This is a genomic window from Aminobacter sp. J41 (assembly GCF_000526635.1).
GTDB lineage: Bacteria > Pseudomonadota > Alphaproteobacteria > Rhizobiales > Rhizobiaceae > Aerobium.
Map to the genome: position 1 here is coordinate 1 of NZ_JAGL01000005.1, position 23,078 is coordinate 23,078.

23 protein-coding genes are annotated in these 23,078 nt (G+C 65.0%); 15 read left to right on the plus strand and 8 right to left on the minus strand.

Annotation, left to right across the window (positions count from 1 at the left end; translation table 11 throughout):
• The 3 genes from L630_RS0105320 to L630_RS0105330 all read left to right on the plus strand — a co-directional run.
• Window positions 1–546, plus strand: a 546-nt coding sequence (locus L630_RS0105320) for an aldehyde dehydrogenase family protein (protein WP_024847244.1), incomplete at its 5' end; no start/stop codon positions are given.
• 4 nt (window positions 547–550) lie between these two features.
• Entirely contained in the window at window positions 551–1,660 is a 1,110-nt protein-coding gene (locus tag L630_RS0105325) for a TIGR03364 family FAD-dependent oxidoreductase (RefSeq protein WP_024847245.1), read from the plus strand.
• A 44-nt stretch (window positions 1,661–1,704) separates the two neighbouring features.
• On the plus strand, window positions 1,705–3,054 hold the full coding sequence (locus L630_RS0105330) for an aspartate aminotransferase family protein (protein ID WP_024847246.1): 1,350 nt from the start codon (window positions 1,705–1,707) through the stop codon (window positions 3,052–3,054).
• Here L630_RS0105330 and L630_RS0105335 read toward each other — a convergent pair.
• Entirely contained in the window at window positions 3,041–3,925 is an 885-nt protein-coding gene (locus L630_RS0105335) for a LysR substrate-binding domain-containing protein (protein WP_024847247.1), read from the minus strand. The two genes, L630_RS0105330 and L630_RS0105335, sit on opposite strands and share 14 nt — an antisense overlap.
• A 191-nt stretch (window positions 3,926–4,116) precedes the next feature.
• Here L630_RS0105335 and L630_RS0105340 point away from each other — a divergent pair, with 191 nt between their 5' ends.
• Together L630_RS0105340 and L630_RS0105345 are read left to right on the plus strand one after the other, a co-directional pair.
• Complete coding sequence (locus L630_RS0105340) at window positions 4,117–5,442, plus strand: MFS transporter (RefSeq protein WP_024847248.1); 1,326 nt, start codon at window positions 4,117–4,119, stop codon at window positions 5,440–5,442.
• Between the two features lie 32 nt (window positions 5,443–5,474).
• Complete coding sequence (locus tag L630_RS0105345) at window positions 5,475–5,738, plus strand: metalloregulator ArsR/SmtB family transcription factor (protein WP_024847249.1); 264 nt, start codon at window positions 5,475–5,477, stop codon at window positions 5,736–5,738.
• 69 nt (window positions 5,739–5,807) lie between these two features.
• On the opposite strand, the gene L630_RS22385 is transcribed toward L630_RS0105345, so the two are convergent.
• Entirely contained in the window at window positions 5,808–5,984 is a 177-nt protein-coding gene (locus L630_RS22385; RefSeq protein ID WP_084465777.1) for a DUF465 domain-containing protein, read from the minus strand.
• 231 nt (window positions 5,985–6,215) lie between these two features.
• Between L630_RS22385 and L630_RS0105355 the strand changes: the two genes are divergently transcribed.
• The 6 genes from L630_RS0105355 (at window position 6,216) to L630_RS0105380 (ending at window position 9,673) form a co-directional block, all read left to right on the plus strand.
• Window positions 6,216–6,419, plus strand: coding sequence for a YdcH family protein (locus L630_RS0105355; RefSeq protein ID WP_024847250.1), 204 nt, complete (start codon window positions 6,216–6,218; stop codon window positions 6,417–6,419).
• Window positions 6,420–6,487: 68 nt separating this feature from the next.
• A complete protein-coding gene (purE, locus tag L630_RS0105360; RefSeq protein ID WP_024847251.1) occupies window positions 6,488–6,985 on the plus strand; it encodes a 5-(carboxyamino)imidazole ribonucleotide mutase in 498 nt (165 codons plus the stop codon).
• Complete coding sequence (locus L630_RS0105365) at window positions 6,982–8,061, plus strand: 5-(carboxyamino)imidazole ribonucleotide synthase (protein WP_024847252.1); 1,080 nt, start codon at window positions 6,982–6,984, stop codon at window positions 8,059–8,061. Before purE ends, L630_RS0105365 begins: the two co-directional genes overlap by 4 nt.
• A gap of 70 nt (window positions 8,062–8,131) precedes the next feature.
• Window positions 8,132–8,761, plus strand: coding sequence for a LysE family translocator (locus tag L630_RS0105370; protein ID WP_024847253.1), 630 nt, complete (start codon window positions 8,132–8,134; stop codon window positions 8,759–8,761).
• Window positions 8,762–8,889: 128 nt separating this feature from the next.
• Window positions 8,890–9,015 carry a type B 50S ribosomal protein L36 gene (gene ykgO / locus L630_RS0105375; RefSeq protein ID WP_024847254.1) on the plus strand — a complete coding sequence of 42 codons (126 nt, stop codon included), beginning with the start codon at window positions 8,890–8,892 and terminating at the stop codon, window positions 9,013–9,015.
• Window positions 9,016–9,079: 64 nt separating this feature from the next.
• Window positions 9,080–9,673: a tetratricopeptide repeat protein gene (locus L630_RS0105380; protein ID WP_144708780.1), complete on the plus strand. Its 594-nt coding sequence runs from the start codon at window positions 9,080–9,082 to the stop codon at window positions 9,671–9,673.
• 49 nt (window positions 9,674–9,722) lie between these two features.
• On the opposite strand, the gene pyk is transcribed toward L630_RS0105380, so the two are convergent.
• Both pyk and L630_RS0105390 read right to left on the minus strand, forming a co-directional pair.
• Window positions 9,723–11,138 carry a pyruvate kinase gene (gene pyk, locus L630_RS21035; protein ID WP_034329450.1) on the minus strand — a complete coding sequence of 472 codons (1,416 nt, stop codon included), beginning with the start codon at window positions 11,136–11,138 and terminating at the stop codon, window positions 9,723–9,725.
• Window positions 11,135–11,647 (minus strand): DUF1036 domain-containing protein, encoded by a 513-nt coding sequence (locus L630_RS0105390; RefSeq protein WP_348601611.1) that lies wholly within the window; start codon window positions 11,645–11,647, stop codon window positions 11,135–11,137. The genes pyk and L630_RS0105390 overlap by 4 nt, the downstream gene beginning before the upstream one ends.
• Window positions 11,648–11,846: 199 nt before the next feature.
• Between L630_RS0105390 and L630_RS0105400 the strand changes: the two genes are divergently transcribed.
• The 4 genes from L630_RS0105400 (at window position 11,847) to L630_RS0105415 (ending at window position 14,556) form a co-directional block, all read left to right on the plus strand.
• Complete coding sequence (locus L630_RS0105400; protein WP_024847257.1) at window positions 11,847–12,662, plus strand: N-formylglutamate amidohydrolase; 816 nt, start codon at window positions 11,847–11,849, stop codon at window positions 12,660–12,662.
• A complete protein-coding gene (locus tag L630_RS0105405) occupies window positions 12,659–12,967 on the plus strand; it encodes a DUF1244 domain-containing protein (RefSeq protein ID WP_024847258.1) in 309 nt (102 codons plus the stop codon). The genes L630_RS0105400 and L630_RS0105405 overlap by 4 nt, the downstream gene beginning before the upstream one ends.
• Before the next feature lie 100 nt (window positions 12,968–13,067).
• The gene (locus L630_RS0105410; RefSeq protein WP_024847259.1) at window positions 13,068–13,328 is read left to right on the plus strand and encodes a DUF2312 domain-containing protein; all 261 of its coding nucleotides are present in this window, start codon (window positions 13,068–13,070) and stop codon (window positions 13,326–13,328) included.
• Window positions 13,329–13,494: 166 nt separating this feature from the next.
• Window positions 13,495–14,556, plus strand: coding sequence for a Gfo/Idh/MocA family oxidoreductase (locus L630_RS0105415; protein ID WP_024847260.1), 1,062 nt, complete (start codon window positions 13,495–13,497; stop codon window positions 14,554–14,556).
• 120 nt (window positions 14,557–14,676) lie between these two features.
• Here the strand turns inward: L630_RS0105415 and L630_RS0105420 are convergent, their stop codons facing one another.
• The 4 genes from L630_RS0105420 to L630_RS0105435 all read right to left on the minus strand — a co-directional run bounded on the left by L630_RS0105420 (window position 14,677) and on the right by L630_RS0105435 (window position 22,971).
• Entirely contained in the window at window positions 14,677–16,125 is a 1,449-nt protein-coding gene (locus L630_RS0105420) for an FAD-dependent oxidoreductase (RefSeq protein ID WP_186445283.1), read from the minus strand.
• A gap of 711 nt (window positions 16,126–16,836) precedes the next feature.
• A complete protein-coding gene (locus tag L630_RS0105425) occupies window positions 16,837–18,249 on the minus strand; it encodes a YncE family protein (protein ID WP_144701810.1) in 1,413 nt (470 codons plus the stop codon).
• Between the two features lie 109 nt (window positions 18,250–18,358).
• Window positions 18,359–19,117: a 2,3-dihydro-2,3-dihydroxybenzoate dehydrogenase gene (locus tag L630_RS0105430; RefSeq protein ID WP_024847263.1), complete on the minus strand. Its 759-nt coding sequence runs from the start codon at window positions 19,115–19,117 to the stop codon at window positions 18,359–18,361.
• Window positions 19,117–22,971: a non-ribosomal peptide synthetase gene (locus tag L630_RS0105435; protein ID WP_034329489.1), complete on the minus strand. Its 3,855-nt coding sequence runs from the start codon at window positions 22,969–22,971 to the stop codon at window positions 19,117–19,119. Before L630_RS0105435 ends, L630_RS0105430 begins: the two co-directional genes overlap by 1 nt.
• Window positions 22,972–23,078 lie beyond the last annotated feature (107 nt).

Here is a 23,078-nt window from a genome sequence, read left to right on the forward strand (position 1 = left end):
GCCGATCGCTTCGTGCCGATGGTGCTCGAACGCGCGAAGAAGCTGAAGTTCGGCGATCCGATGGACCGGGCGACCGAGCTCGGCACCGTGGTGCACGAAAGGGCCGCNGCGCTCTTCGAACAGCGCGTNTANATGGCCGCNGAAGCCGGTGCCGAGATCCTCTANCANCCCGGCCGCCAGGGTGCGCTCCTGCCGCCGATCGTCGTCGACCGCGTGCCGCATTCCTCCGAGCTCGTCATGGAGGAAACCTTCGGCCCGATCGTGCCGATCATCCGCGCGCCGGATGATGACGATGCGCTGATCGCGCTCTCCAACTCGACCGCCTTTGGCCTCTCCTCGGGTGTCTGCACCAACGACTTCCGCCGCATGCAGAAGTACATCGCCGGCCTCAAGGTCGGTACGGTCAACATCTGGGAAGTCCCAGGCTACCGCATCGAGATGAGCCCGTTCGGCGGCATCAAGGATAGCGGCAACGGCTACAAGGAGGGCGTCATCGAGGCGATGAAGTCCTACACCAACGTCAAGACATTCTCCCTGCCGTGGTGACAGCGTGACATACGACCTCGCGATCGTTGGTGCGGGCATCGTGGGCCTCGCCCACGCGCTCGCGGGACTTAAGCGGGGTCTGCGCGTCGTCGTTATCGATCGCGACGCGCAGCCCAATGGTGCCTCGATCCGCAATTTCGGCCTCGTCACGGTGACGGGGCAGGACAGCAGTTCCATCCGCAGCCGTGCGCTGGTAAGCCGCGAGATCTGGATGGATGTTGCCGGGAAAGCCAGCATCGACGTGATGCATCGCGGCGCGATCGTCGCCGCGCAGCGGCCGGAGGCGATGGCGGTGCTGGAAAGCTATGCCGCGACGGCGGACGGTGCTGAGTGCACGCTGCTGACGCCGCAGGCGGTGGCCGAGCGACAACCGCAGCTCGATGCGGCTCGTCTCGCCGGCGGCCTTTACAGCCCGTACGAACTGAGGGTCGAATCGCGCGATGCGGTGCCGCGCATCGTCAGCTATCTGGCCAGCCAGGGCGTAGAATTCTGTTTCTCGACAGCCGTTTCAGCGGTCGAACCGGGCGTCGTGCGGACGATTGATGGCGAAATCGCCGCGAAAAAGATTGTCGTCTGCTCAGGCGACGACCTGACCGGGCTGTTCGCGGACCGGATCGCTAAGCGGCGCGTGCAGCGCTGCAAGTTGCAGATGGTGCGGCTGGCCGATCCCGGCTTCCGGCTGTCGGCTGCAATCCTCTCCGACCTCAGCCTGATCCGCTATGACGGCTATGCCGCCCGTCCGGAGGCCGCGGCGCTGAAAGCGCGGCTTCAGGCCGAGCAGGCAGAGGAGCTTGCCAACGGCATCCATCTGATCGTGGCGCAAGGCCCGGACGGCTCGCTGGTCATCGGCGACTCGCACCACTACGGTCCCACGCCGGATCCATTCGGGGCGGAGGCCGTCGACCGGTTGATCATCGGCGAGTTCGAGCGGCTGTTCGGCGGGCTGCAGCTGCCGGTCGTCGCCCGCTGGGTTGGCACCTATGCGTCGGGTCTACAGGCGTTCTTTGTCGACGCGCCGCACCCGGACGTGCGTCTTGCGATGGTGACGAGCGGAGTAGGGGCCAGCATCGGCTTTGCCATCGGCGAGGAGACGGTTTCAGAACTTTTCGGGTGAGCCGCCTGGCTCGCCCACCAGCAATGACAATAAAGGGGAATGGCATGAAGGTTCACACTGAGGGGGAGTCGAACCGCTCCGACGCACGCGCGCGCTGGAACGCAGCGCAGCAGCATCCGGCAACGAAACGGCTGATCGAGCGCGACGCCGACGCCTTCCTGCACCAGAGCCTTTCATCCCCATGCATGTCGACGATCGCAAGGGCCGAGGGCATCTGGATCGAGGACATCGCCGGCAAGCGCTATATGGATTTCCATGGCAACAGTGTTCACCACATCGGCTATGCGCATCCGAAGGTGGTCGGGGCAATCAAGGCGCAGCTCGACGAGCTGAGCTTCGCGCCGCGCCGCTTCACCTGCGAGCCGGCGGTCGCGCTCGCGGAAAAGCTGGGTGAGATCGCCCCGGGCAACCTCGGCAAGGTGCTGTTCACGACCGGCGGCTCGGACGCCGTTGAAGTGGCACTGCGTATCGCCAAGATCGCGACCGGTCGGCACAAGACGCTGTCGTTCTGGGATGCCTTCCATGGTGCCGGCTTCGGCGCATCGAGCGTCGGCGGCGAAGCGACCTTCCGTGCCTCCAAGATTGCGGGAGCGCTGCTGCCCGGCGCCGAGCATGTCGCGCCCTGGGATGCGTTCCGCTGCCCCTATGGCCACAAGACGCTGGAGGCGTCGGCGGAAGCCTGCGCCAATATGATCGACTACGTTCTTGGCCGTGAAGGCGACATTGCCGCCTTCATTGCGGAGCCTATGCGCGCGACGTCGGCGCTGCCGCCCGCGCCCGGCTTCTGGAAGAAGGTGCGCGAGGCCTGCGACCGCCACGGCACGCTTCTCATCTTCGATGAGATCCCGACGGGCCTTGGCAAGACCGGCAAGTTCTTCGCCCACGAGGACGACGGCGTCGTTCCGGACATCCTGGTGCTCGGCAAGGCGCTTGGCGGTGCGATCCTGCCGATCGCGGCGGTGGTGGCGCGGCGCGACCTTGATCTTGCCGGTGATTACGCCATCGGCCACTACACACACGAGAAGAATCCGGTTACCTCACGCGCGGCGTTGACGACCATCAACGTCATCCGCGAGGAAGGACTTGCCGAGCGTGCGGCCGAGTTCGGCGCTTATGCGATCGAGCGGCTCAGCAATTTGATGGACAAGACCCCCTACATCGCCAATGTCCGCGGCCGCGGGGCGATGTTCGGCGTCGAGCTGACCGAGGACCGGGATGCGCGGCTGCCAGCGGTCGAGCGCGCCGAGCGCGTGTTCTATCGCTGCCTCGAGGAAGGCCTGTCGTTCAAGGTGTCGTCGGGCAGCGTACTGACGCTGTCGCCGCCGATGACGATCGAGCGCGAGGATCTCGACCGGGCGCTCGACATCGTCGAGCGCGCCATCATGGCCGGATAGCTTCGGCCTCCGTCATTGCGCGAGCGATCTCGAGGAAGGCGCTGACGAGCTTGCCGCCGGCGCGCTCGCGCAGGCAGATCAGCGCCTCGTCCATCAGCATTTCCGGTCCTTCGATCGGAATGCGCACCAGCCGTCCCTCCTGACCGAACTCGGCCGAGGAGACGAAGCCGATGCCGCCGCCGGACGCGACGATCTCGCGGACGGCCTCGCGGCCCTCCGCCTCGATAGCCGGCTTGAGTTCGATTCCGAGTTCGGCCGCGCGCTCCTCCAGCTTCTGCCGCGTCTTCGAGCCGCGTTCGCGCATGACGAGCGGCTCTTTTGCAAGATCCTCGAAGGTCAGCGAGGTGCGGTCGGCGAGGTGGTGGCTGGTTGCCACGAAGGCGACGATCGGCGTTGAGTTCAGGCGCACGACCTCGAAGTCGCGGCCGGATGGCAGGCCGCCCAGCACGCCGATGTCTGCTTCGTAGCTGTAGAGGCTGGAGATGACGGTCTCCGTATTGCCGGACTGCAACGAGATCGAGATGCCGGGATAAACCTCGCGAAAGCGGGCCAGGATATGCAGCATGTGGTGCGCGGCATCAGCCACGATGCGCAGCGTGCCTGAGCGCAGCGCCCTCGATTCCGACAAAAGCTCCAGCGCCTGCTGCTCGATGTCGAACATTCGCCGGGTGATCTCCAGCAGCCGCTGGCCGGTCTCGGTCAGCGTCACCTGCTTTTTGTGCCGGTTGAACAGGAGGACGTCGTATTCCTCCTCCAGCTTGCGCACCTGGTCGGACACCGCCGGCTGGGTGAGGAACATCGCCTCTGCCGCCCGGGAGAACCCTCCGCAGATGGCGACATAATGGAATGCGCGAAGCTGAACGTAACGCATGACATGGCCCCTTCCCGAACGTCAGCCTATGCATAAGTTCAGCAAATGCAACCGGTAGGGACGCCGAGAAAAGATGATAGTACGCGTTTGATCCGCGTGTCATCTAATTGTCGCGGTCAGTGGACAAAACGGCGCTGCCGATTCACCCTGATGTGCGAATCTCAAGGAAGATGGGCGCACGGAGCCTGCCGATGTTCACGACCTACCGCGCCATCTTTTCCCTGCTGAGCGGCACAGCCTTCCTGCTGGCCGCTTCCGGCCTGCATGGCCTTGTCCTGCCGCTGCGCGGCCAGGCCGAAGGCTTTTCGACCGCCTCCCTCGGCCTGCTCGGCACGGCCTGGGCCGGTGGTTTCGTTGCCGGCTGCTACTTCATTCCGCGTCTGGTGCGAAAAGTCGGGCATATCCGCTCCTTCAGCGCGCTGGCGGCGTCGGCGGCGATGATCGCGCTGATGACCGGCATCTGGATCAACGAAACGGCTTGGATCGTGCTGCGCGCGGGAACCGGCTTTGCCATGGCCGGCGCCTTCATGGTGATCGAGAGCTGGCTCAACGAGAAGGCGACCAACGAAAACCGCGGACGGGTGTTCGGCCTCTACATGATGGTCACCTACGCCTCGATCATGGGTGGCCAGATGCTGGTAGCTGTTTTTGACGTGGCAACCGCGGACCTCTTCCTCATCGTCGGCATCTTTTTCTGTGCCTCGGTGATCCCGACCGCCGTGTCCTCGGCCGCGAGCCCGCAGCCGCTCGCCGACGTCAAGCTCGACGTTCCGGGCCTCTATAAGAATTCGCCGGTCGCGGCGGTCGGCTGCCTACTGGTGGGCGTCGCCAACGGCGCGTGGGGCACGCTTGGCGCGGTTTACGGTGCGCGTGCAGGCCTTGCCTCCGGAAATGTGGCGCTGATGATGAGCCTCGTGGTTCTGTTCGGCGCGTTGGCGCAGGTTCCGGTCGGGCGCGCCTCCGACCGCACCGACCGCCGCTACGTGCTGGCCGCGGCCTCGTTTGGCGCGGCGCTGTGCGGCCTCGTGATGTTCCTCTTCATGCCGAGGGAGCTTGCTCCGATCCTGATCATCACGGGGCTTTATGGCGGCCTTGCCTACACGCTCTATTCGATCGCGGTTGCGCACGCGAACGACCACGCGAAGCCCGAGGATTTCGTGAAGGTGTCGGGCGGCCTGCTGTTCCTCTATGGCTTCGGGACGATGATCGGCCCGCTGCTCGGCGCTGCGCTGATGGGGGAGATGCGCCCCGAAGGCCTGTTCCTGGCAACCGCCGCCCCGCACCTTGCGCTTGGCGCCTACTCGCTGCTGCGTGTACGCCTGCGCGCACCGGTTCCGATCGAGGATCGCGAGGCGTTCCTCACGCTGCCCTCCGACCGGATCGGCACGCCGCAGTCCACGCTGCTCGATCCGCGCGCCGATGCGGATGCTGCAACGCCCGCGGAGGAGCAACCCAGGCCTGAGGCGGTACCTGAAGCCGAGCCGGAGGAGACGCGGCCGGCCGACGCGGAGACTTGAGTTTCCGCAAGGGAAGTCTAGGATTTCCGGCCATGGGCCAGCCCGACGCGTTCACGGCGATTGCTGACACGAACAGGCGTTACCTGCTTGAGGAGCTCAGGCGGGGACCGAAGACCGTCAACCAGCTCGCGAACGGGCTTCCCGTTTCTCGGCCGGCCGTGTCGCAGCACCTGAAGATCCTGCTCGACAGCGGGCTCGTTTCCGTGCGCTCGCAAGGCACCAGACGCGTCTACGAGATCAGTGAACCCGGCTTCGTGAAGCTCAATCTTTGGCTGGACCAGTTCTGGCAGGAGTAAAAAACGAAACCGACGGCGCGGGCGCCGTCGGCAGAGCACAAATCGATTTTCGGAATTCTGCCCAGCGCCTCAGTGCTGCGTCGGAGCCTGGAGTTTCCTGATCTCGTCCTTGAGTGCCAGCTTGCGGCGCTTGAGCTTGGTGAGCTCGATGGTATCGAACGAGGGCTGATTCAGCGCCTCATCGATTTGACGTTCGAGGTCGCCGTGCTTTCGTTCCAGCTCAGCAAGGTGGGATGCAAGAGACATATTAGGCTCTCCCTTCTGGTTCCTCGTACGTGCCATCAGGGCCATCAGTGGCCGTTGTGTTTCATGACGGCACAAAGACAGTCTGCCACCTAAAATGTGTCCTGTCGAATGCCTCTTGGTGTCATTTCGCCGCGTCCTGACTTGTGCTATGCTTAGCCATGGTCGATGCAAGGATGCGTCGAATCTTCCTCCCTTTATGGGCGTCGCAGTCTAAGCAGCACTCGGATTGGTATGTCGGATCAGGAACAGGCCTCTCTTCGTCTCGAGTTCGCCAAGCTCAAACAGGAACACTCCGACTTCGACGCTGCGATCAACGCGATGATGGCCGTTGGCTGTGATGCGCTGCAGATCCAGCGTATGAAGAAGAAGAAGCTGGCCCTGAAGGACCGGCTGCAGGAACTCGAAGATCGTATCATCCCGGACATCATAGCCTGACGCGCCCGCAGCTTGCGGCAGGGGCCCGATTGCGTTAATCGGCGGCGGTCCCGAATGGAGTACCGACCATGGCCAGCAGCCCCGCAGACGTCGCAATCATCATGGGGAGCCAGTCCGACTGGGCGACGATGCGCCACGCGTCGGAAATGCTCACCGCCCTCGGGATCTCGCATGAAAGCCGCATAGTTTCGGCGCACCGCACGCCGCAGCGGCTGTATGATTTCGCCACCACCGCCAAGGCAAAGGGCTTCAAAGTCATCATCGCCGGCGCCGGCGGTGCTGCCCATCTGCCCGGCATGACCGCTGCCATGACGCCGCTGCCGGTATTCGGCGTGCCGGTCGAATCCAAGGCGCTTTCGGGCCAGGACTCGCTGCTCTCGATCGTGCAGATGCCGGGCGGTATCCCAGTCGGCACGCTGGCGATCGGCAAGGCCGGCGCCATCAACGCGGCGCTGCTCGCGGCTGCCGTTCTTGCCCTTCATGACGAGGCGCTGGCCGAACGGCTAGATGCCTGGCGTGCTGCCCAGACCGACAAGGTCGCAGAATTTCCGACGGACGAAGCATGACCTCTCCTCTTCCCCTCGGCTCGACGATCGGCATCGTCGGCGGCGGCCAGCTTGGCCGGATGCTCTCGATCGCCGCGGCGCGCCTCGGCTATCGCACGATCGTTCTCGAGCCGCAGGAAGACTGCCCGGCCGCGCAGACCGCGAACGAGCAGCTCGTCGCTCCTTACGATGACGCTGACGCGCTCGAAGCTCTTGCCAAGGACTGCGCCGTCGTTACCTACGAATTTGAGAACGTCCCGGTCGAAGCCGCGATCGCTCTGAACGCGAAGGTGCCGGTGTTCCCGCCGCCCGCCGCGCTTGAGGCCGCGCAGGACCGCGTTACCGAAAAGACCACGCTCAATGCGATGGGCATCGCGACGGCAAAGTTCGTCAAGGTCGACAGCGACGAGGATCTCATCGCCGGACTTGAAGCTTTTGGCGGCAACGGCATCCTCAAGACCCGCCGCCTCGGTTATGACGGCAAGGGTCAGCGCCTATTCCGCAACGCGACCGCCGAGGACGCGAAGGACGCCTATGTGGCGATGGGATCGGTGCCACTGATCCTCGAATCGCTGGTGCCGTTCGAGCGCGAGATTTCGGTCATCGCCGCCCGGAGCAAGGATGGACACGTCGAGGCCTACGATCCGGCCGAGAACGTCCATCGCAACGGCATCCTGCACACCTCGACCGTTCCCGCGTCGATCAGCGATGCAACCGCCGAGGCTGCGCGCGAGGTGGCGAGGAAGATCCTCGCAGGGCTCGACTATGTCGGCGTCATCGGCGTCGAACTGTTCGTGCTGCCTGACGGCTCGGTGCTCGCCAACGAAATCGCGCCGCGCGTGCACAATTCCGGCCACTGGACGGAGGCGGCCTGCGCGATCTCGCAGTTCGAGCAGCATATCCGTGCCGTCGCGGGCTTGCCGCTCGGCGATCCGCGTCGCCACAGCGACTGCGTGATGGAGAACCTGATCGGCGACGATATCCTGCGCACGCCGCAGCTGCTCGCCGAGCCCGAACTGGTGCTGCACCTCTACGGCAAGGCCGAGGCGCGACCGGGCCGCAAGATGGGCCACTTCACCCGCATCAACCGGGGCTGACAGGCGCGGTCCTTGCACGGCCCCACCATTCGTGGCTTGCTGCAGCTCCTGTTTCTCCCAGGAGGTGCAGATGTCGTTTGAAACCTGGGCTGCATTTGCGGTGGCGTCGGCGATCATGCTGGCCATACCGGGCCCGACCATCCTTCTCGTTGTCTCCTATGCGCTGAGCCATGGCCGGCGCGTGGCTTCCGCGACCGTTGCCGGCGTCGCACTCGGTGATTTCACCGCCATGACCGCCTCGATGCTCGGCGTCGGCGCGCTGCTTGCCACATCGGCGACGCTGTTCACGGTGCTGAAGTGGATCGGCGCCGCCTATCTCGTCTATCTCGGCATCAAGCTCTGGCGCGCGCCGGTGGGCGACGGAGCAATCCCGCAGGCCGAGAAGGAGACCAACGCGCGGCGCATCTTCCTGCACGCTTATGTCGTCACCGCGCTCAACCCGAAGAGCATCATCTTCTTTGTCGCTTTCCTGCCCCAGTTTCTCGATCCGGCCGCACCTGCGCTGACCCAGATGGTCGTGTTCGAGACCACATTCGTGATCCTTGCGACCCTCAACGCGGCGGCCTACGCACTGCTTGGCTCGATGGCGCGCGGGGCGTTTCGTAAGACCAGCGTGCAGCGTATCGTCAACCGGACCGGCGGCTCGTTGCTGATTGGCGCGGGCATGCTGGCGGTGGGTTTCAGAAAGGCTTCCGCGTAGGGCCGTAACGCGCGGAACTGGTTGACAGGCAAGCACCTGCCAGCTATGAGCAACCCGATTTCGCGGCGTGCCTTGCGGCACGCTTTCAATTTGGCCCGTATGGGCACATCAGAACACGGGCTAGACCGATGAAGATCAAGAACTCGCTCAAGGCGCTCAAGGGCCGTCACCGCGACAATCGTTTGGTTCGCCGCAAGGGCCGCGTCTACATCATCAACAAGACCGACCCGCGCTACAAGGCTCGTCAGGGCTAATCCCCTAACGCACCTCACGCGATATTCGATTGACGTTCCGCACGCTGCAGGTAGATTCCTGCGCATGCGGAACGTTTTTATTTTGGCCCTTGGCCTGGTGCTGGGCGCGCTGCCGGCTGGCGGTGCGCTGGCCCAGCAGTCTGGCCGGCATGCGGCAAGCCTGACGGCTGAGCAGCCGAAGGCACGGCTCGATGCGCTGTTCGCCGAGCTGAAGCGCGCCCGTGACGAGGGCACCGCCCGCAGGGTCTCCACCCGCATTCTCCAGCAGTGGTCGCAGTCGGGCAGCGCCAGCATCGATCTCCTGATGCTCTGGGCGCAGGAAGCGATGGACAGCGAGCAGAACGACGTCGCGCTCGACCTGCTCGACCAGGTGATATTGCTGGCGCCCAACTATGCTGAGGGCTGGAACCGGCGCGCGACCGTCCACTTCATGAATGGCGACTACCCGAAGGCGATGGCCGACATCGGCCGCGTGCTCGAGCTTGAGCCGCGCCATTTCGGGGCGCTTTCCGGCATGGCAACGATTCTTCGCGAGGACGACCGCAAGGAGGCAGCTATGCGCGCCTACCAGCGGCTGCTTGAGATCTATCCGATGATGCGCGAGGCGCAAACCGAACTCGGCAAGCTCGCGGACGAGCTTGCCGGGCAGGGGATCTGACTTTCAGACCGTTTGCAGGAAGAGTTGCGCCGGTGTCAGTTGACGAGTGTCAGTTGACGATGGCGATGCGCAGCATGTTGGTGGCGCCCGGCGTGCGGAGCGGCACGCCTGCCATGATGATGATGCGGTCGCCGGCCTTGGCGAAGCCTTCTTCCTTGGCGATGCGGCACGCGCGGTCGACCATGTCGTCGAGGTTGTACGCATCTTCCGTCACCACGCAGTGGATGCCCCACACCAGCGACAGCCGGCGGGTGGTCTCGGTGACGGGCGAAAGGGCGATGATCGGCAGCTGCGGGCGCTCACGCGCGGCGCGCAGGCCCGTCGCGCCCGAGGCGGTATAGGAGACGATGGCCGAGAGCTTCAGCGTCTCGCCGATCTCGCGGGCGGCAAGCGAAATCGCATCGGCGCCCGTCGGCTCCGGCTCGGAACGCTGCGCGTTGATGATGCCGGGATAGAGCGGATCGCGCTCCACCTGCTCGGCAATGGCGTTCATCGTCGCCACGGCTTCGACCGGATAATCGCCAGCAGCAGATTCGGCCGACAGCATGATGGCGTCGGCGCCCTCGAACACGGCGATCGAGACGTCCGACACCTCGGCGCGGGTCGGCACCGGTGCGGAGATCATCGATTCCAGCATCTGGGTGGCGACCACAACCGGCTTGCCGGCCTTGCGGGCCGCGCGGGTGATCTGCTTCTGGATGCCGGGGACAGCCTCGAGCGGCATTTCCACGCCGAGATCGCCACGGGCGACCATCAGCGCGTCGGAAAGCTCGATGATTTCAGCCAAGCGGGTAACAGCCTGCGGCTTCTCGATCTTCGAGAGCAGCAGCGCGCGACCGCGGGCGATCTTGCGGGCCTCGGCGAGGTCCTCGGGGCGCTGGATGAAGGACAGCGCGATCCAGTCGACGCCGGCATCGAGCGCCGCATCGAGGTCCTTGCGGTCCTTTGCCGTCAGTGCGCCGACCGGAAGGTCGGTATCCGGCAGGCTGACGCCCTTGCGGTCCGATATCTTGGTGCCGGAAACGACGGTGCAGACGATCTTCTTGCCATCGGCCTCCACCGCGCGCAGGCGCAGGCGCCCGTCATCGATCAGCAGATGATGGCCCGGCTGCACGGCCTTCAGGATTTCCGGATGGGGCAGGTAGACGCGGGTGGAATCGCCCGGCTTCGGGTCGTCATCCAGCGTGAAAGTCTGGCCCACGGTGAGCGTTTCCGCGCCATTGGCAAACTTGCCGACACGCAGCTTCGGGCCCTGCAGGTCCGCAAGGATGCCGATCGGCCGGCCAACCTCCCGCTCCACGTTGCGGATGCGTCCGACCAGCGTGCGCATCAGGTCGTGGTCGGCATGGCTCATGTTGATCCGGAACACGTCGGCGCCGGCTTCAAAGAGCCGCTTGATCATGTGTTCTTCAGAGGAAGCCGGGCCGAGTGTGGCGAGTATCTTGACCTTACGGCTACGTCTCATTGAGTACCTGCTCCGGTGACGGCGGGCCCGTCGTTGACGGGACCATCCGTCAGCTGGACCATCCAGCTGGACTGCTCCCGGGTGTCATATTCCTGGAAACCGGCGCGTTGGAAGCCGCGGGCAAAGCAGTCACCCGCGCCGGCAATCTTGAACTCGCGTTCGGCGACGCACATGTTGACCGGGCCGTCCCAGCGACCGCCGCGATCCGCATCCTCTGCGTAGAGGTAGTAATAGCGCGACGAGAGCGGACCCTCGATCAGCGTCTTGCAGCTCGAAGCCTCGATGTGCCACCAGCCTTCCGTCACCCAGCCGGTGCTTGCGCGGTAGCCGATCGCGACGCCGACGAGACTCTGCGTCGCGTTGCAAACGCGAAAATCGGCGAAAGCGGCGTTGGGCGCGGCGAGGAGTGCTCCTGCAGCGACCGTCAAGCCAAGAGTGCAAGCCGCCAGCCGCGAGCTTGCTGCGGTTGCCAAAGCCGTCCTCATCTTGTCCGCCAAAGGAATCGCCATGCTGAGCCTCTTTTCGAAGAACTGCCGCGACATGTCAACGCGTGGGCGCGGCTAATCGAAACGATTAGACTTACCGGATCTGACGCATTTGTGGCCTGATACTGCCTGACCTCAACAGACCTCCTCCGTGCGCCATTGCATGCTGGCCTGCTTCGTGGAACACAGTTGCGCCATTCGCCTATGGAACGACTGATTTCTCATGACGCGCGACTCACTTTTCGCCCCCTTTGAGCTGATCGACGGGGACAGGACCAGGGGGCTGGTTCTCGTGGCCGACCACGCCGGGCGAGAGCTTCCCGAACAGTACGGTGATCTCGGCCTGCCGGCCAGCGAGTTCGACCGGCACATCGCCTATGACATCGGCGTCGAGGGCGTTACACGCGCGCTGGCGAAGCTTTTGGGCGTTCCCGCGGTGATGGCGCGTTTCTCTCGCCTGCTGATCGATCCGAACCGTGGGGAGGACGACCCGACGCTGATCCGCCAGCTCTATGACGGCACCATCATCCCGGCGAACTACCCGCTGAACGAGGAAGAGCGCCAGCGGCGGATCGAAAACTACTACCGGCCCTATCAACAGGCGGTGGGCTCAGTGATCGCCTCGGTGGCCGAGGCAACGGGAGCTGCGCCCTTCGTCTTCTCCGTCCACTCCTTCACGCCGTTCATGCAGGGCCGGGCGCGGCCGTGGCACGCGGGCGTGCTTTGGGATTCCGATCCGCGCGCGGTGCAGCCGCTGATCGAGCTGCTATCGGCTTGGCCGGGGCTCATTGTCGGTGACAATGAGCCCTATGACGGGGCGCTGCGCGGCGACACCATGTACCGCCACTGCATCGTCAACGGCTATGCGCACGCGCTGCTGGAGATCCGCCAGGACCTGATTGCCGACGAGAACGGCCAGCTCGAATGGGCAGAGCGGCTTGCCCCTATGCTTGAATCGATCAACGCCATGGCCGATATCCATGAGGTACGCCAGTACGGCTCGCGCACCGGGCCGCTGACGAGGGAGATGAACCGATGACCGAGCTGACTGAAGAGCAGAAGCGGGATCTTGAGGCGGCAGCATTCCGCCGGCTGGTGGCGCATCTTCGCGAGCGCACCGACGTGCAGAACATCGACCTGATGAACCTTGCGGGCTTCTGCCGCAACTGCCTCTCCAACTGGTACCGCGAGGCAGCCGAGGCCTCCGGCATCGCGCTCGACAAGGAGACGTCGCGGGAAATCATCTACGGCATGCCCTACGACGAGTGGCGCGCGCGCTACCAGACCGAGGCTTCGCCGGACAAGCAGGCGGCGTTCGAGAAGAGCCGGCCAAAAGACCATTGATTCTTCGCGCCGCGTGGGGCAACGAAACCGCATCCCTCTAAGCGGCGCGACTCTGTTGCGCCCATGTCCCCCCTGAACGAACATCACTGCTGGAGTTACGATGTCAGACGAAATCACCGGAAGCAGCCAGACCGTTGCCGCAGGCCAGCTGCGTGCCTTCATCGAGCGCATCGAACGCCTCGAGGAAGAGAAGAAGACGATCTCCGACGACATCAAGGACGTCTATGCCGAGGCTAAAGGCACGGGCTTCGACACCAAGGCGATGCGCACCATCATCCGACTGCGCAAGAAGGACCAAGCCGAGCGTGAGGAAGAAGAGGCAATGCTCGATCTCTACCTCTCGGCACTGGGCATGATCTAATCTTATCCGATATTACCACTGCAAAAGGAGCGCGCGGGAAACCGGCGCTCCTTTTTCGTTGGTTGCGGATTTGTGGACTGCGCGATGGCCTTCTCCTGACTTCTGTTGCCTGTCTTGGACTTCCAGCTAGGATCAGCCGCGAGCCAGGACTATCGGGAGGAGTTATATGGCACGGCTACGGATCGCCATCGCAGGATTTGGGCTGATGGGGCGCGAGCATGCGCGGCTCATTCGCCGGCATCCGGATACGGAACTCGTGGGCGTTGCGGATCCCGCTCCCGATGCGGCCGCGGCAGTCGCGGCATTCGATGTGCCGCACTTTGCCGATTACCGCGAGATGATGGACGCGACGAAGCCCGACGGCGTCGTCGTCGCCCTGCCGAACCATCTCCACCTCGAGGCCGGGCTCGAGGTAGTGAAGCGGAAGATCCCGCTCTTCATGGAAAAGCCGGTCACTGCCACGATCGCCGAGGGGCTGAAGCTGGTCGAGGCGGCGGAGGCAACCGGCGTTCCCATGATGGTGGGGCATCATCGGCGCCACGCTTCCGACATCCGCCAGGCGCGGCAGATCATCGAGAGCGGCCGGCTGGGTCGCATCCTTGCCGTCAACGGTCTGTGGCTCACCAAGAAGCCGCTCGATTATTTCGATACTGCGTGGCGCCGCGAGCCCGGCGGCGGGCCGTTGCTGATCAACCTCATCCACGACATCGACGTGCTGCGTTATCTCTGCGGTGATATCGAAAGCGTGCAGGCGGTCTCCAACAATTCCGCGCGCGGCTTTGCCGTCGAGGACACGGCCGCCGTGATCCTCAAGTTCGAGAGCGGAGCGCTCGGCAGCTTTCTGCTCAGCGACGCGGTGCCGTCCCCTTACGTCTGGGACATGGCGGCCAAACAGGCGCTCTACCTCGCGCACCAGCCGGGCGACTGCTACGTGATTGGCGGCGAGCGTGGCACGCTCGCGGTGCCGACCCTGCATGTGTGGACTCACGAGAACGATGGGGACTGGCGCCACCCGCTACAGCGGACCCATCTCGGCGGCCTGCAGCACGATTGCTACCTCGCGCAAGTCGATGATCTGGTCTCTGTCATCCGCAGCGGTACCAAGCCTGTCGTCGATGGCATGGACGGACTGCGCACACTAGCAACCGTTGCCGCGGTGGCAAAGGCGGCAGAGGGAGGGGCAGCGGTCACGGTGGCGGAGATGCTGACGCCGGAGGCTGACAGCTGAGGCAAGCAAATGAGCGAGAAGAGCGATCAGGAACGGGACGTTCGCGTTCGCGCTAGGCGAGTATGGATCGGGAGGAGCGTCGGGTGACCGGCGCTCCTCCTGCTTTGACCCCGCGTGCGATCAGGCTGCTGCGACGGTACCTGCTTCGCGGACGAAGGCGCCCTGCTTGCGCAAGGTGGCCTGGAGTTCCGTGATGTCGACGTTGCGGGGCTGAACGCCGCGATTGGCCGCAATGCCTGCCGCGACGCCCGCCGCATGTCCCGTCAGCCAGCACTGCGGAATCTCGCGCATGAAGCCATGGCTGTTGGCGTCGCAGGAAACGTGCCGGCCGGCAGCAAGCAGGCCGTCGAGGCGGGCGGGTACGAGTGCGCCATAGGGCACCGAGATCACCGGGAACTTTGGCGAGACGGACGGGCTGACGCCGACCTCGTCGGGAAGCGCGACGCCCGAACTCCACTGGCCACGCTCGATGCGGCCGGCACCGGCAAGCCGGCGGGTGTGGCGCACGCCGAGCTGCGGCGCGCTGAGCAGCATGTAGGCGTTCTGGAAGCCAGGCGCGTTCTTGCGGAAGAACTCGCAGTGCGACTGCATGAAGCGGTGCGAGCGGATCTCGACCTCGGTGATGTCGTCGACGTTGAGCGCCGACAGCCCCGACTGGCGCGGCCCGAGGAACAGGGCGATGTCGTTGCGCCAGGAGACGTACGGCGTCTGGAAGAAGCCGAGCGCCTCGCGACCCATGCGGTTGAACTCGGCGAATGCCTCCTCCTGCTCGCCGCGGAATTTCAGCCAGGTCTCCATGTCGACGCCGCCCAGCATGAAGCCGGTGTTCATCGAGTGGTGCACGTCGCCTTCTTCGATGTCGGTGTCGAAGCCGGCGCCGGCGCGGGCGAAGATGTCGCCGTCGCCGGTGCAGTCGACCACAACCTTCGCCATAAGCGCCTGCCGGCCTTCCTTGCTCTCGAAGATGACGCCCTTGACCGCGCCTTCCTCGACGATCGGCACTGCCGCCCAAGAGTGGAAGACAATGCGGCAGCCGGCCTCGATCAACAGTTCCTGCGAGGTGAGCTTCAGCCGCTCGGGGTCGATGGTCGGCGCCCAGGTGACGATGCCATGGAAGGCGGAGGTGCGCAGGCGCCAGTATTTTGCCAGAGCTTCATCCTTCACGCCCCACAGCGAACGGTCGGGGCCGGCCTTGCCCTCAGGCGGCAGGCGGTCGAGCACCTCCTCGGCAAAGCCGCGGATGACGAGGTTGCCTTGCCAGTCGGTCATCCGGTCGATCCAGATGACGACGCCGCCGGTCGAAAGGCCGCCGAGGTGATTGTAGCGTTCCATGACGACGACGTCGGCACCGGTTCGGGCAGCCGCCAGAGCTGCCGCCGTGCCGGCCGGACCGCCGCCGACGACGAGCACGTCGCACTTGTGGTAGACCGGCACTTCCCGGGCGGGCTCGGCGACCGTGCCTTCACCATTGCGGCGCGGGAAGATGTAGCGGTGCGACTCAAAGATGTCCGAGGAAAGGAAACGGTCCTCGTTCTGGCGGATCTCCCGCACGACTGGCGTATCGTTCATGAATGTCTCCCTCCCGTCTGGCCCGCCTGGGCCGTCCTCGAGGGGGAACTTATTCAGGAACACTCCCCTGCGGAACGGGGAATTTCAGGCGCAGAGTTTTCGCGGAACGCGAAAGGCGGAGCAATGGGAGTAGGTGGGTAGGGGGCCAAGGGGACGGGGGCTTAGGGGGTTAGGGGATTAAGAGAAGGCGGAAGTGGTTCCGGCGAGTTGTCATCAACACAGCCACGCTAACCGGAACGCTCCACTTGGGTTCAAAGGTATTGGGCTTCCTGTTGTAGGCTGAGTTCCGTCACGCCCCCTCCACCATGCTTCGCATGGTCCCCCTCCCCCACTTCGTAGGGGAGGATCCTGCGGCGTGCCGGTGGATGCGCTGAGAACAATCGAAATGGTCGATGAAGAAGCGCAGCATCTCTGAGTGGGCTTGCGTTCGTGATTGGGCTCAACGTTTCTGAGGGCTGCGGCCTCGGATCCTCCCCCATTTATGGGGGAGGGGAACCGCCGAAGGCGGTGGAGGGGGCTGCTGGGTGCGGGCGTTTCCGGATGCTGGGCGACGGAAACCAGCGGGGGGGGGGGGGGGGCTTTCCTCACGCGAGTGGCCATGCCCGGAAAAGCAAATGGGGCGCCGAGGCGCCCCGCGTATCCGTGAGAAGATGGTCTGTTTAGGAGTTGCTGACGGCGCCGGTCGGGCTATGTTTCCCCGCCGATTGGCGTTCAGTCCTTGAGGGTCAGGCGCACGATGCGGTCGCTGGCCTCGTCCTCGCCGCGCCCCTTGTTGACCACGAACACGTTGCCCTTGCCGTCCTCGTGCAGGTGGTTTGGCATCGGGCCGTTCTCGAGGTTGGCGACAATGTTGCCGTCGGTGTCGAGCACGGTGACGGTGCCGGCACCGCGGTTGGCGACGTAGGCGAGGCGCTTCACCGGCTCGAAGGCGACGTTGAGCGAACCAGCGCCGACGAGAACGTTCTTGATTGTTTCGCCCGAAGCGGCGTCAACGATCGCGACGCTGTCGCTGCCCTGGCCGGCAACGAAGATGCGGTTGGTCTCCGCGTCATAGGCAATGCCGATCGTGCCCTTCGCGCCCGCGACCGGGATGACCTTCTCGACCTTGCCTGCAGCAACGTCGATGATCGCAATTTCAGCGGTAGAAAGGCTGACGGCGAAAAGCTTGTTGTTCTTCGCGTCATATTCGAGGCTTGCGGGCGAGAACTCCTCGCCGCGCTTGCCGGACCTGATCTTGATCGGGTCGGCTGGTTCAAGGGTCTTGGCGTCGAAGACGATGACAACCGGCGTGCCGATGGTCGAGACGAACGCCTTGCCGCCGGCGACGACGATGTCACGCGAATGGGGCGTTGCGCCCGGCTCGAACTGCTTTACGAGCGAAAGATCGTCCTGCTTGTAGACGGCGACGGTGTCCTGGCGGGTGTTGCCGACCCAGACATTGCCGTTCTCGTCATCGACGGCCACGCCGTAGACTGCATAGACGCCACCCCCTCGCTCGCCTTGGGTCGGGGCCTCTCCCGGCGTCGCCCTGGCGACGATCTCAAGCGTGTTCGGGTCGACCTTCAGGAGCGCCGATTCCTTGACCGGCGGACGGCCGACGGCGGAAGTGACGAACAGGACGTCGTTCCTGGCGCTGTAGGCGGTCTGGTACAGGCCCGGGACCAGCTTAGCGCTCTGGCTGTCGAACTTTTCGGTGCCCGAAATCGCGATGTCCGGCGAGACCTTCAGTTCAACGATCGCGGCGTTGTAAGGAGCCTGGCTCGACAGGACCAGCGGGTGAGTGCCGACGGCGGCGTCGGCCGGCAGATCAAACGTCGCCTCGAACTTGCCCTCGCCGTCAGCCTTGAGCGGATCGACCAGCGGGACGATGCCGCGCGACAGGGTGATTTCCTGGCCCGGCTTGAACTTGTCGCCAACGATCTTCACCTTGCTCCCCGGCAGGATCGGCGCACCAGGACGAGCCGCCTGAGCGCGCACCTGCCCAGCATAGGCGGTGTCCGGGGCATCGAAGGCAACCTGCGCCAGCGCCGCGCTCATGCCGGCGGCGATGGTGCCAGCGAGGATGGCCGCGCGGGCCGCGATCCGGAAGCCGTTCAGCGAGCGATGCGTTGCGAAGTGTTTCATGGGCAAGTTCCCGAGCTGTTGAATCGGTGCGCGCTCAGGGGCGTTCCAAAGCGCGACGTCACGAATTGCTACGAAATATGAGCTAAAAGCTCAAATTAAATTTCCGCCGTCAGGCGCGCATGGTTGCGCCGCCGTCGACATAGATGTCGGCCATGGTGATGTGGCTGGCCCGGTCCGACAAAAGGAACAGGACCGCGTCGGCGATGTCGTCGGGCGTTGCCAGCTTGCCGAGCGGAATGCCCGCCTTGAAGGTCTCCAGCGAGCCGGCGATCACCTTCGCCGCGCCGTTTTCGTCAGCCCACATGCCGGTCTGCATCGGCGTCAGCGTCGAGCCCGGCGCGACGATGTTGCAGCGGATGCCGTGCGGCGCGAGTTCGATGCCGAGGCAGCGGGTGAACATCGTCGCGGCTGCCTTTGAGGCCGCATAGGCGGCCATGGCATGGCGCGGGATGCCCGCAGCATTGGACGAGACGGTGACCATCGCGCCCCTCTTGCGCGGCTGCATGACGCGGGCGAGTGCGCGGCAGACGTGGAAGACGCCGTCGGTGTTGACGGCAAAAACGTTGCGCCAGGTGGCGTCGTCGGTCTCGGTGACAAGGGTGGTGGACAGAATGCCGGCGACGTTTACGCCGTAGTCGACCGGCCCGAGCGTGCTCTCGACCTCGGCAATCACGGTATCGACCGCGGCACTGTCGCGCACGTCGAGCGCGCGGGTCTCGCAGCCGAGATCGGCGATGGCAGAGATGTCGAGGTCTGTCGCGACGACGCGGGCGCCTTCCTCAAGCAGCTGCCGGACCACAGCGCGCCCGATGCCGCCGGAAGCGCCGGTGACGAAGGCGAGCTTTCCCGCAATTCCCGATGGTTTCATCAGCGTCTCTCCGTTTCGAGCAGGTTCTTCAGCGCCGGGACGATCATCGCCGTCGCTTCTGGCGAAGTGAGTTGCGAGTGCTTGAACGGCACCTCGATCACGCGAAGCGCTGCCGCGTGTTCGTTCCACAATTCAGAGACGAGATTGGTGCCCTGATGATCGTTGCCGGCGCGGATGTGGGTGAGCACGCCGTCGAAGCGGCCGTGATAATGGCCGCGCACGAGGCGGTTGGTGTCGAGCACTGAGCGGACGACGCCGTCGAGGGCGGCTGCCGGTAGGTTGCCAATTGGGCTGTCGCCTTCGCGCAGGAAGGTAAGGATGTCCTCGCGCGTCTCGAGTTCCGGGTAGCCTTCCGGGTCGTAACCGGCGATGGCGAGCAGGGCGCGCAGCGCAGCCTTCTCGTCGGGCTCTGGCTCGGCGCGCCAGCACTCGGCCGGATAGGCGTCGAGGAGGGCAAGCAGGTCGACTTTGTCGCCAGCTTCGCGCAGCTTCGTCGCCATTGCATGGGCGATAATGCCACCCACCGACCAGCCGAGCAAGTTGTAAGGACCTTCAGCCTGAACCGCGCGGATCGCCTCCACATAAGAGGCTGCAAGCGCATCTAGACTTTCGGGAAGTGATTTTGCCGGGTCCAGCGCAGGCGACTGCAGGCCGTAGACCGGGCGGCCGATCGCGCGGGCAAGGCCGCGATAGCACCAGGATATGCCGCCAGCCGGATGGATGACGAACAGCGGTGTCTTGTCCGGGGTCTCGTTCGAGAGGCGGATCAGGTTGCCGAGGCCGTCGTCCGACTGCGCGTCGGCGTCGAGCAGAGCGGCGAGCGACGACAGCGTAGGATGCTCGAAGATTGCCCCGAGGCCCGGGTCGCGGCCAAAGGCTTCCTGGATGCGCAGCGTCAGGTTCACCGCAAGCAGCGAGTCGCCGCCCAGCGCGAAGAAGTCGGCATCGGCGCTGGCTGGCTCCGGCAGGCCGAGCACTTCCGCGAACAGCCTTGCCAGCAGCGTCTCGGTCGGGCCAGTGGCCTGACGCACGCCGGTGTCGGCGAAGCTCGGGGCGGGCAGGGCCGCGCGATTGAGCTTGCCGTTTGAAGTGACGGGAAGTTCGTCGAGCGTCACGAAGGCGGCCGGGATCATGTAATCCGGTACGGTCGCGGCGAGGTGGCGCTGCATCGCGTCTTCCGAGTAGGTCTCGGTGGGCACAATGTAGGCGACTATGCGCTTGTCGCCCGGGCGATCCTCGCGGGCGATGACGCCCGTCTGGCGGGCAAGGCCAGAGGACATGATCGCCGCTTCGATTTCGCCGAGCTCGATGCGCAGGCCGCGGATCTTCACCTGATGGTCGGAGCGGCCGAGGAAGACGACGGCACCGTCCTGGCGGAAGCGGGCGACGTCGCCGGTGCGGTAGATGCGCTCGCCGGGGCGGAACGGGTCGGGGAGGAAGCGGTCTTCGGTGAGATCCGGGCGGCCGAGGTAGCCGCGCGCGAGCTGCACGCCGCCGAGCCAGAGATCGCCGACCACATCGGCCGGGACCGGCTTCATGTTGGCGTCGAGCACGTAGAGGCGCGTGTTCCAGACAGGCAAGCCGATCGGCACCGGCATCGAGCGGTCGTCCTTCGAGGCCGGCCAGTAGCTGACGTCGACGGCTGCCTCGGTCGGCCCGTAGAGATTATGCAGCTCGCCGTCGATCGCCTTGTGGAAGCGGTCGCGATGGTCGGCAGTTAATTCCTCGCCGGAGCAGAACACTCGCGCCACCTTGAGCCCGGCAACGCCCGGCCAGGCGAGGAAGGCGGACAGCATTGACGGGACGAAGTGCAGCGTCGTGATCGCCTCGTCGCGGATGAGCTTTGCGATCGCCGCCGGGTCGCGGTGAGCGCCGGGCGCGGCGACGACGAGCGCTGCGCCGCACATCAGCGGCAGGAAGAACTCCCACACCGATACGTCGAAAGTTGCCGGCGTCTTCTGCAGGATGCGGTCGTGCGATCCAAAGCCGTAGTGGGTGCGCATCCACTCCAGCCGATTGACGATGGCGCGGTGTTCGATGACCACGCCCTTCGGCTCGCCGGTCGAGCCGGAAGTGTAGATGACATAGGCCATGTCGCCGGGAGCGGGCATGGCAAGGTCTGCACCGGAGGGGATCTTCGGCCAGTCGCACGTGAGCAGTACGGGGTCGCCCTCGAAGAGTTCAGACGTTTCCGCGGTGGCAAGCACACAGATCGGCTTTGCCGACTGCATGATGCGGGCGATGCGGTCGCGCGGATGCTCTGTGTCGAGCGGAAGGTAGGCCGCGCCCGCGCGCAGCGTCGCCACCAGCGCGATGACCAGCTCGAACGAGCGGGGGAGGGCCACGGCGACGATCTTGTCTGTCCCCGCACCCATTTCCTTGAGTTTTTCGGCAAGCGCTGCGGTGCGAGCATCGAGTTCGCGGTAGCTCATCGTCTCGCCCTCGAAGCGCAGGGCCGGCGCGTCGGGCGCCCACCGCATGCCCTCCACGATAAGCTGCGTCAGGGTGACGTCGCGCACCGGGTGTTCGGTGGTGTTGAGGTCGAACAGGAAGCGCTGCGCCTCTGCAGCGGAAGCGGTGGCGACTTCAGACAGTGTCGCCGCATCCAGCGCATGCAGAAGAAACTCTTCCAGCCGCTCGCCATGGGCGCGGGTCGCCTCTTCCGAATAGAGGTTCGGATTGGTGTCGGTTTCGAACAGCAACTCGTGGTTGGCGTCGCCGCGGAAGGTGAAGGTGATGTCGTCGACAGCACCGGCACCAAGAATGTGTAGGGTGACATCGAGGCCGGCCATCTTGGGCGCAACGTCGAAAGGCTGGACGTTGACCATGGCGCCGAACAGGCGGCGCGCGCCGCCGATGAGGCCGAAGTCGCGGCGCATCTGCTCGGAGCGGTAGCGGCCGTGGCGGCGGGCCTTGATGAGGTCCTTGGCAACCGCTCCTAGGAATTCCGGCATTGGCTGCCTGTCATCGATCTTCACGCGCAGCGGCAGCACGTTCATAAGCGTGCAGGGCACGCGGGCGGCCTTGCTGCCGAGGCGGCCCATGTGCGGCACGCCGACCACCACCTCGCTGGTGCCGGTAAAACGCTGGCAGTAGGCGGATACGAGCGCGGTGAGCACGTCCGGCCAGGTGACCTTGGCGGTCTGCGCCACTGCGCGCAGCTTGTCGAGGATCGGCCCGCGCAGGAAGCGGGAATGGCGGCGGAAAGAGTGACCGGAGACCGGGCGGCCTGCCGACATCGAGCCAGGCTCCGGCAGGTTGGCCAGGTAGTCGTGCCAGTAGGCACGGTCGGCCGCGCGGCGCTCGGAGGAAAGATACTCGGCGTTCTCGCTGACCGCCTGCTCAAAGGGCGGGAAGGCCGGCGCCGGATTGGTGCCGTTAATCGCGGCCGAATAGAGTTCGGCGACGCGGTTGGTGATCAGCACCCAGCCATAGCCGTCGATGGCAAGGTGATGAACGCGCTCGTACCAGAAGTAGCGCTCGTCGCTCAGCCGAAACAGGGTGAAGGCGGCAACCGGATCCCGCGTCAGGTCGAGTGGCGTGTCGGTGTCGCGGCGCATCGCGGCAATCGCAGCGGCTTCCGGAGTTGCCTCGCTGCGCAGGTCGGCGTAGCCGAGGGTCGGGCGCATGGCCGGGTCGAGATACTGGACCGGGCCGCCTGCCTCTTCAGCAAAGCGCAGCGTCAGCGCCTCGGTCTCCTCGACCATACGGTCGAAGGCCGCGCGGAAGACGTCGACGTCGAGCGGGCCGACGATCTCCAGAAACTGGCCGGTGTTGAGGATCGGATTTTCCGGCTCCATCTTCTGGAAGTACCAGAGGCCGGACTGTGCTTCTGTCAGAGGAAACCGCGTCATATCAGTGCCCTGGATGGCGGGCCGCCGGGTGCGGCCGTCCGGAGCAGCCAGTTCGCGATCGCGGAGTGCTCCGGAGATGTTCTTGCGCAAGTCGGAGTGCGGGACCG

Bases quoted from the DNA above. Each gene is read 5' to 3' on its own strand.
- L630_RS0105330 (WP_024847246.1), top strand. From the start codon at position 1,705: ATGAAGGTTCACACTGAGGGGGAGTCGAACCGCTCCGACGCACGCGCG.
- L630_RS0105335 (WP_024847247.1), bottom strand. From the start codon at position 3,925: ATGCGTTACGTTCAGCTTCGCGCATTCCATTATGTCGCCATCTGCGGA.
- L630_RS0105340 (WP_024847248.1), top strand. From the start codon at position 4,117: ATGTTCACGACCTACCGCGCCATCTTTTCCCTGCTGAGCGGCACAGCC.
- L630_RS0105345 (WP_024847249.1), top strand. From the start codon at position 5,475: ATGGGCCAGCCCGACGCGTTCACGGCGATTGCTGACACGAACAGGCGT.
- L630_RS22385 (WP_084465777.1), bottom strand. From the start codon at position 5,984: ATGTCTCTTGCATCCCACCTTGCTGAGCTGGAACGAAAGCACGGCGAC.
- L630_RS0105355 (WP_024847250.1), top strand. From the start codon at position 6,216: ATGTCGGATCAGGAACAGGCCTCTCTTCGTCTCGAGTTCGCCAAGCTC.
- purE (WP_024847251.1), top strand. From the start codon at position 6,488: ATGGCCAGCAGCCCCGCAGACGTCGCAATCATCATGGGGAGCCAGTCC.
- L630_RS0105365 (WP_024847252.1), top strand. From the start codon at position 6,982: ATGACCTCTCCTCTTCCCCTCGGCTCGACGATCGGCATCGTCGGCGGC.
- L630_RS0105370 (WP_024847253.1), top strand. From the start codon at position 8,132: ATGTCGTTTGAAACCTGGGCTGCATTTGCGGTGGCGTCGGCGATCATG.
- ykgO (WP_024847254.1), top strand. From the start codon at position 8,890: ATGAAGATCAAGAACTCGCTCAAGGCGCTCAAGGGCCGTCACCGCGAC.
- L630_RS0105380 (WP_144708780.1), top strand. From the start codon at position 9,080: ATGCGGAACGTTTTTATTTTGGCCCTTGGCCTGGTGCTGGGCGCGCTG.
- pyk (WP_034329450.1), bottom strand. From the start codon at position 11,138: ATGAGACGTAGCCGTAAGGTCAAGATACTCGCCACACTCGGCCCGGCT.
- L630_RS0105390 (WP_348601611.1), bottom strand. From the start codon at position 11,647: ATGGCGATTCCTTTGGCGGACAAGATGAGGACGGCTTTGGCAACCGCA.
- L630_RS0105400 (WP_024847257.1), top strand. From the start codon at position 11,847: ATGACGCGCGACTCACTTTTCGCCCCCTTTGAGCTGATCGACGGGGAC.
- L630_RS0105405 (WP_024847258.1), top strand. From the start codon at position 12,659: ATGACCGAGCTGACTGAAGAGCAGAAGCGGGATCTTGAGGCGGCAGCA.
- L630_RS0105410 (WP_024847259.1), top strand. From the start codon at position 13,068: ATGTCAGACGAAATCACCGGAAGCAGCCAGACCGTTGCCGCAGGCCAG.
- L630_RS0105415 (WP_024847260.1), top strand. From the start codon at position 13,495: ATGGCACGGCTACGGATCGCCATCGCAGGATTTGGGCTGATGGGGCGC.
- L630_RS0105420 (WP_186445283.1), bottom strand. From the start codon at position 16,125: ATGAACGATACGCCAGTCGTGCGGGAGATCCGCCAGAACGAGGACCGT.
- L630_RS0105425 (WP_144701810.1), bottom strand. From the start codon at position 18,249: ATGAAACACTTCGCAACGCATCGCTCGCTGAACGGCTTCCGGATCGCG.
- L630_RS0105430 (WP_024847263.1), bottom strand. From the start codon at position 19,117: ATGAAACCATCGGGAATTGCGGGAAAGCTCGCCTTCGTCACCGGCGCT.
- L630_RS0105435 (WP_034329489.1), bottom strand. From the start codon at position 22,971: ATGACGCGGTTTCCTCTGACAGAAGCACAGTCCGGCCTCTGGTACTTC.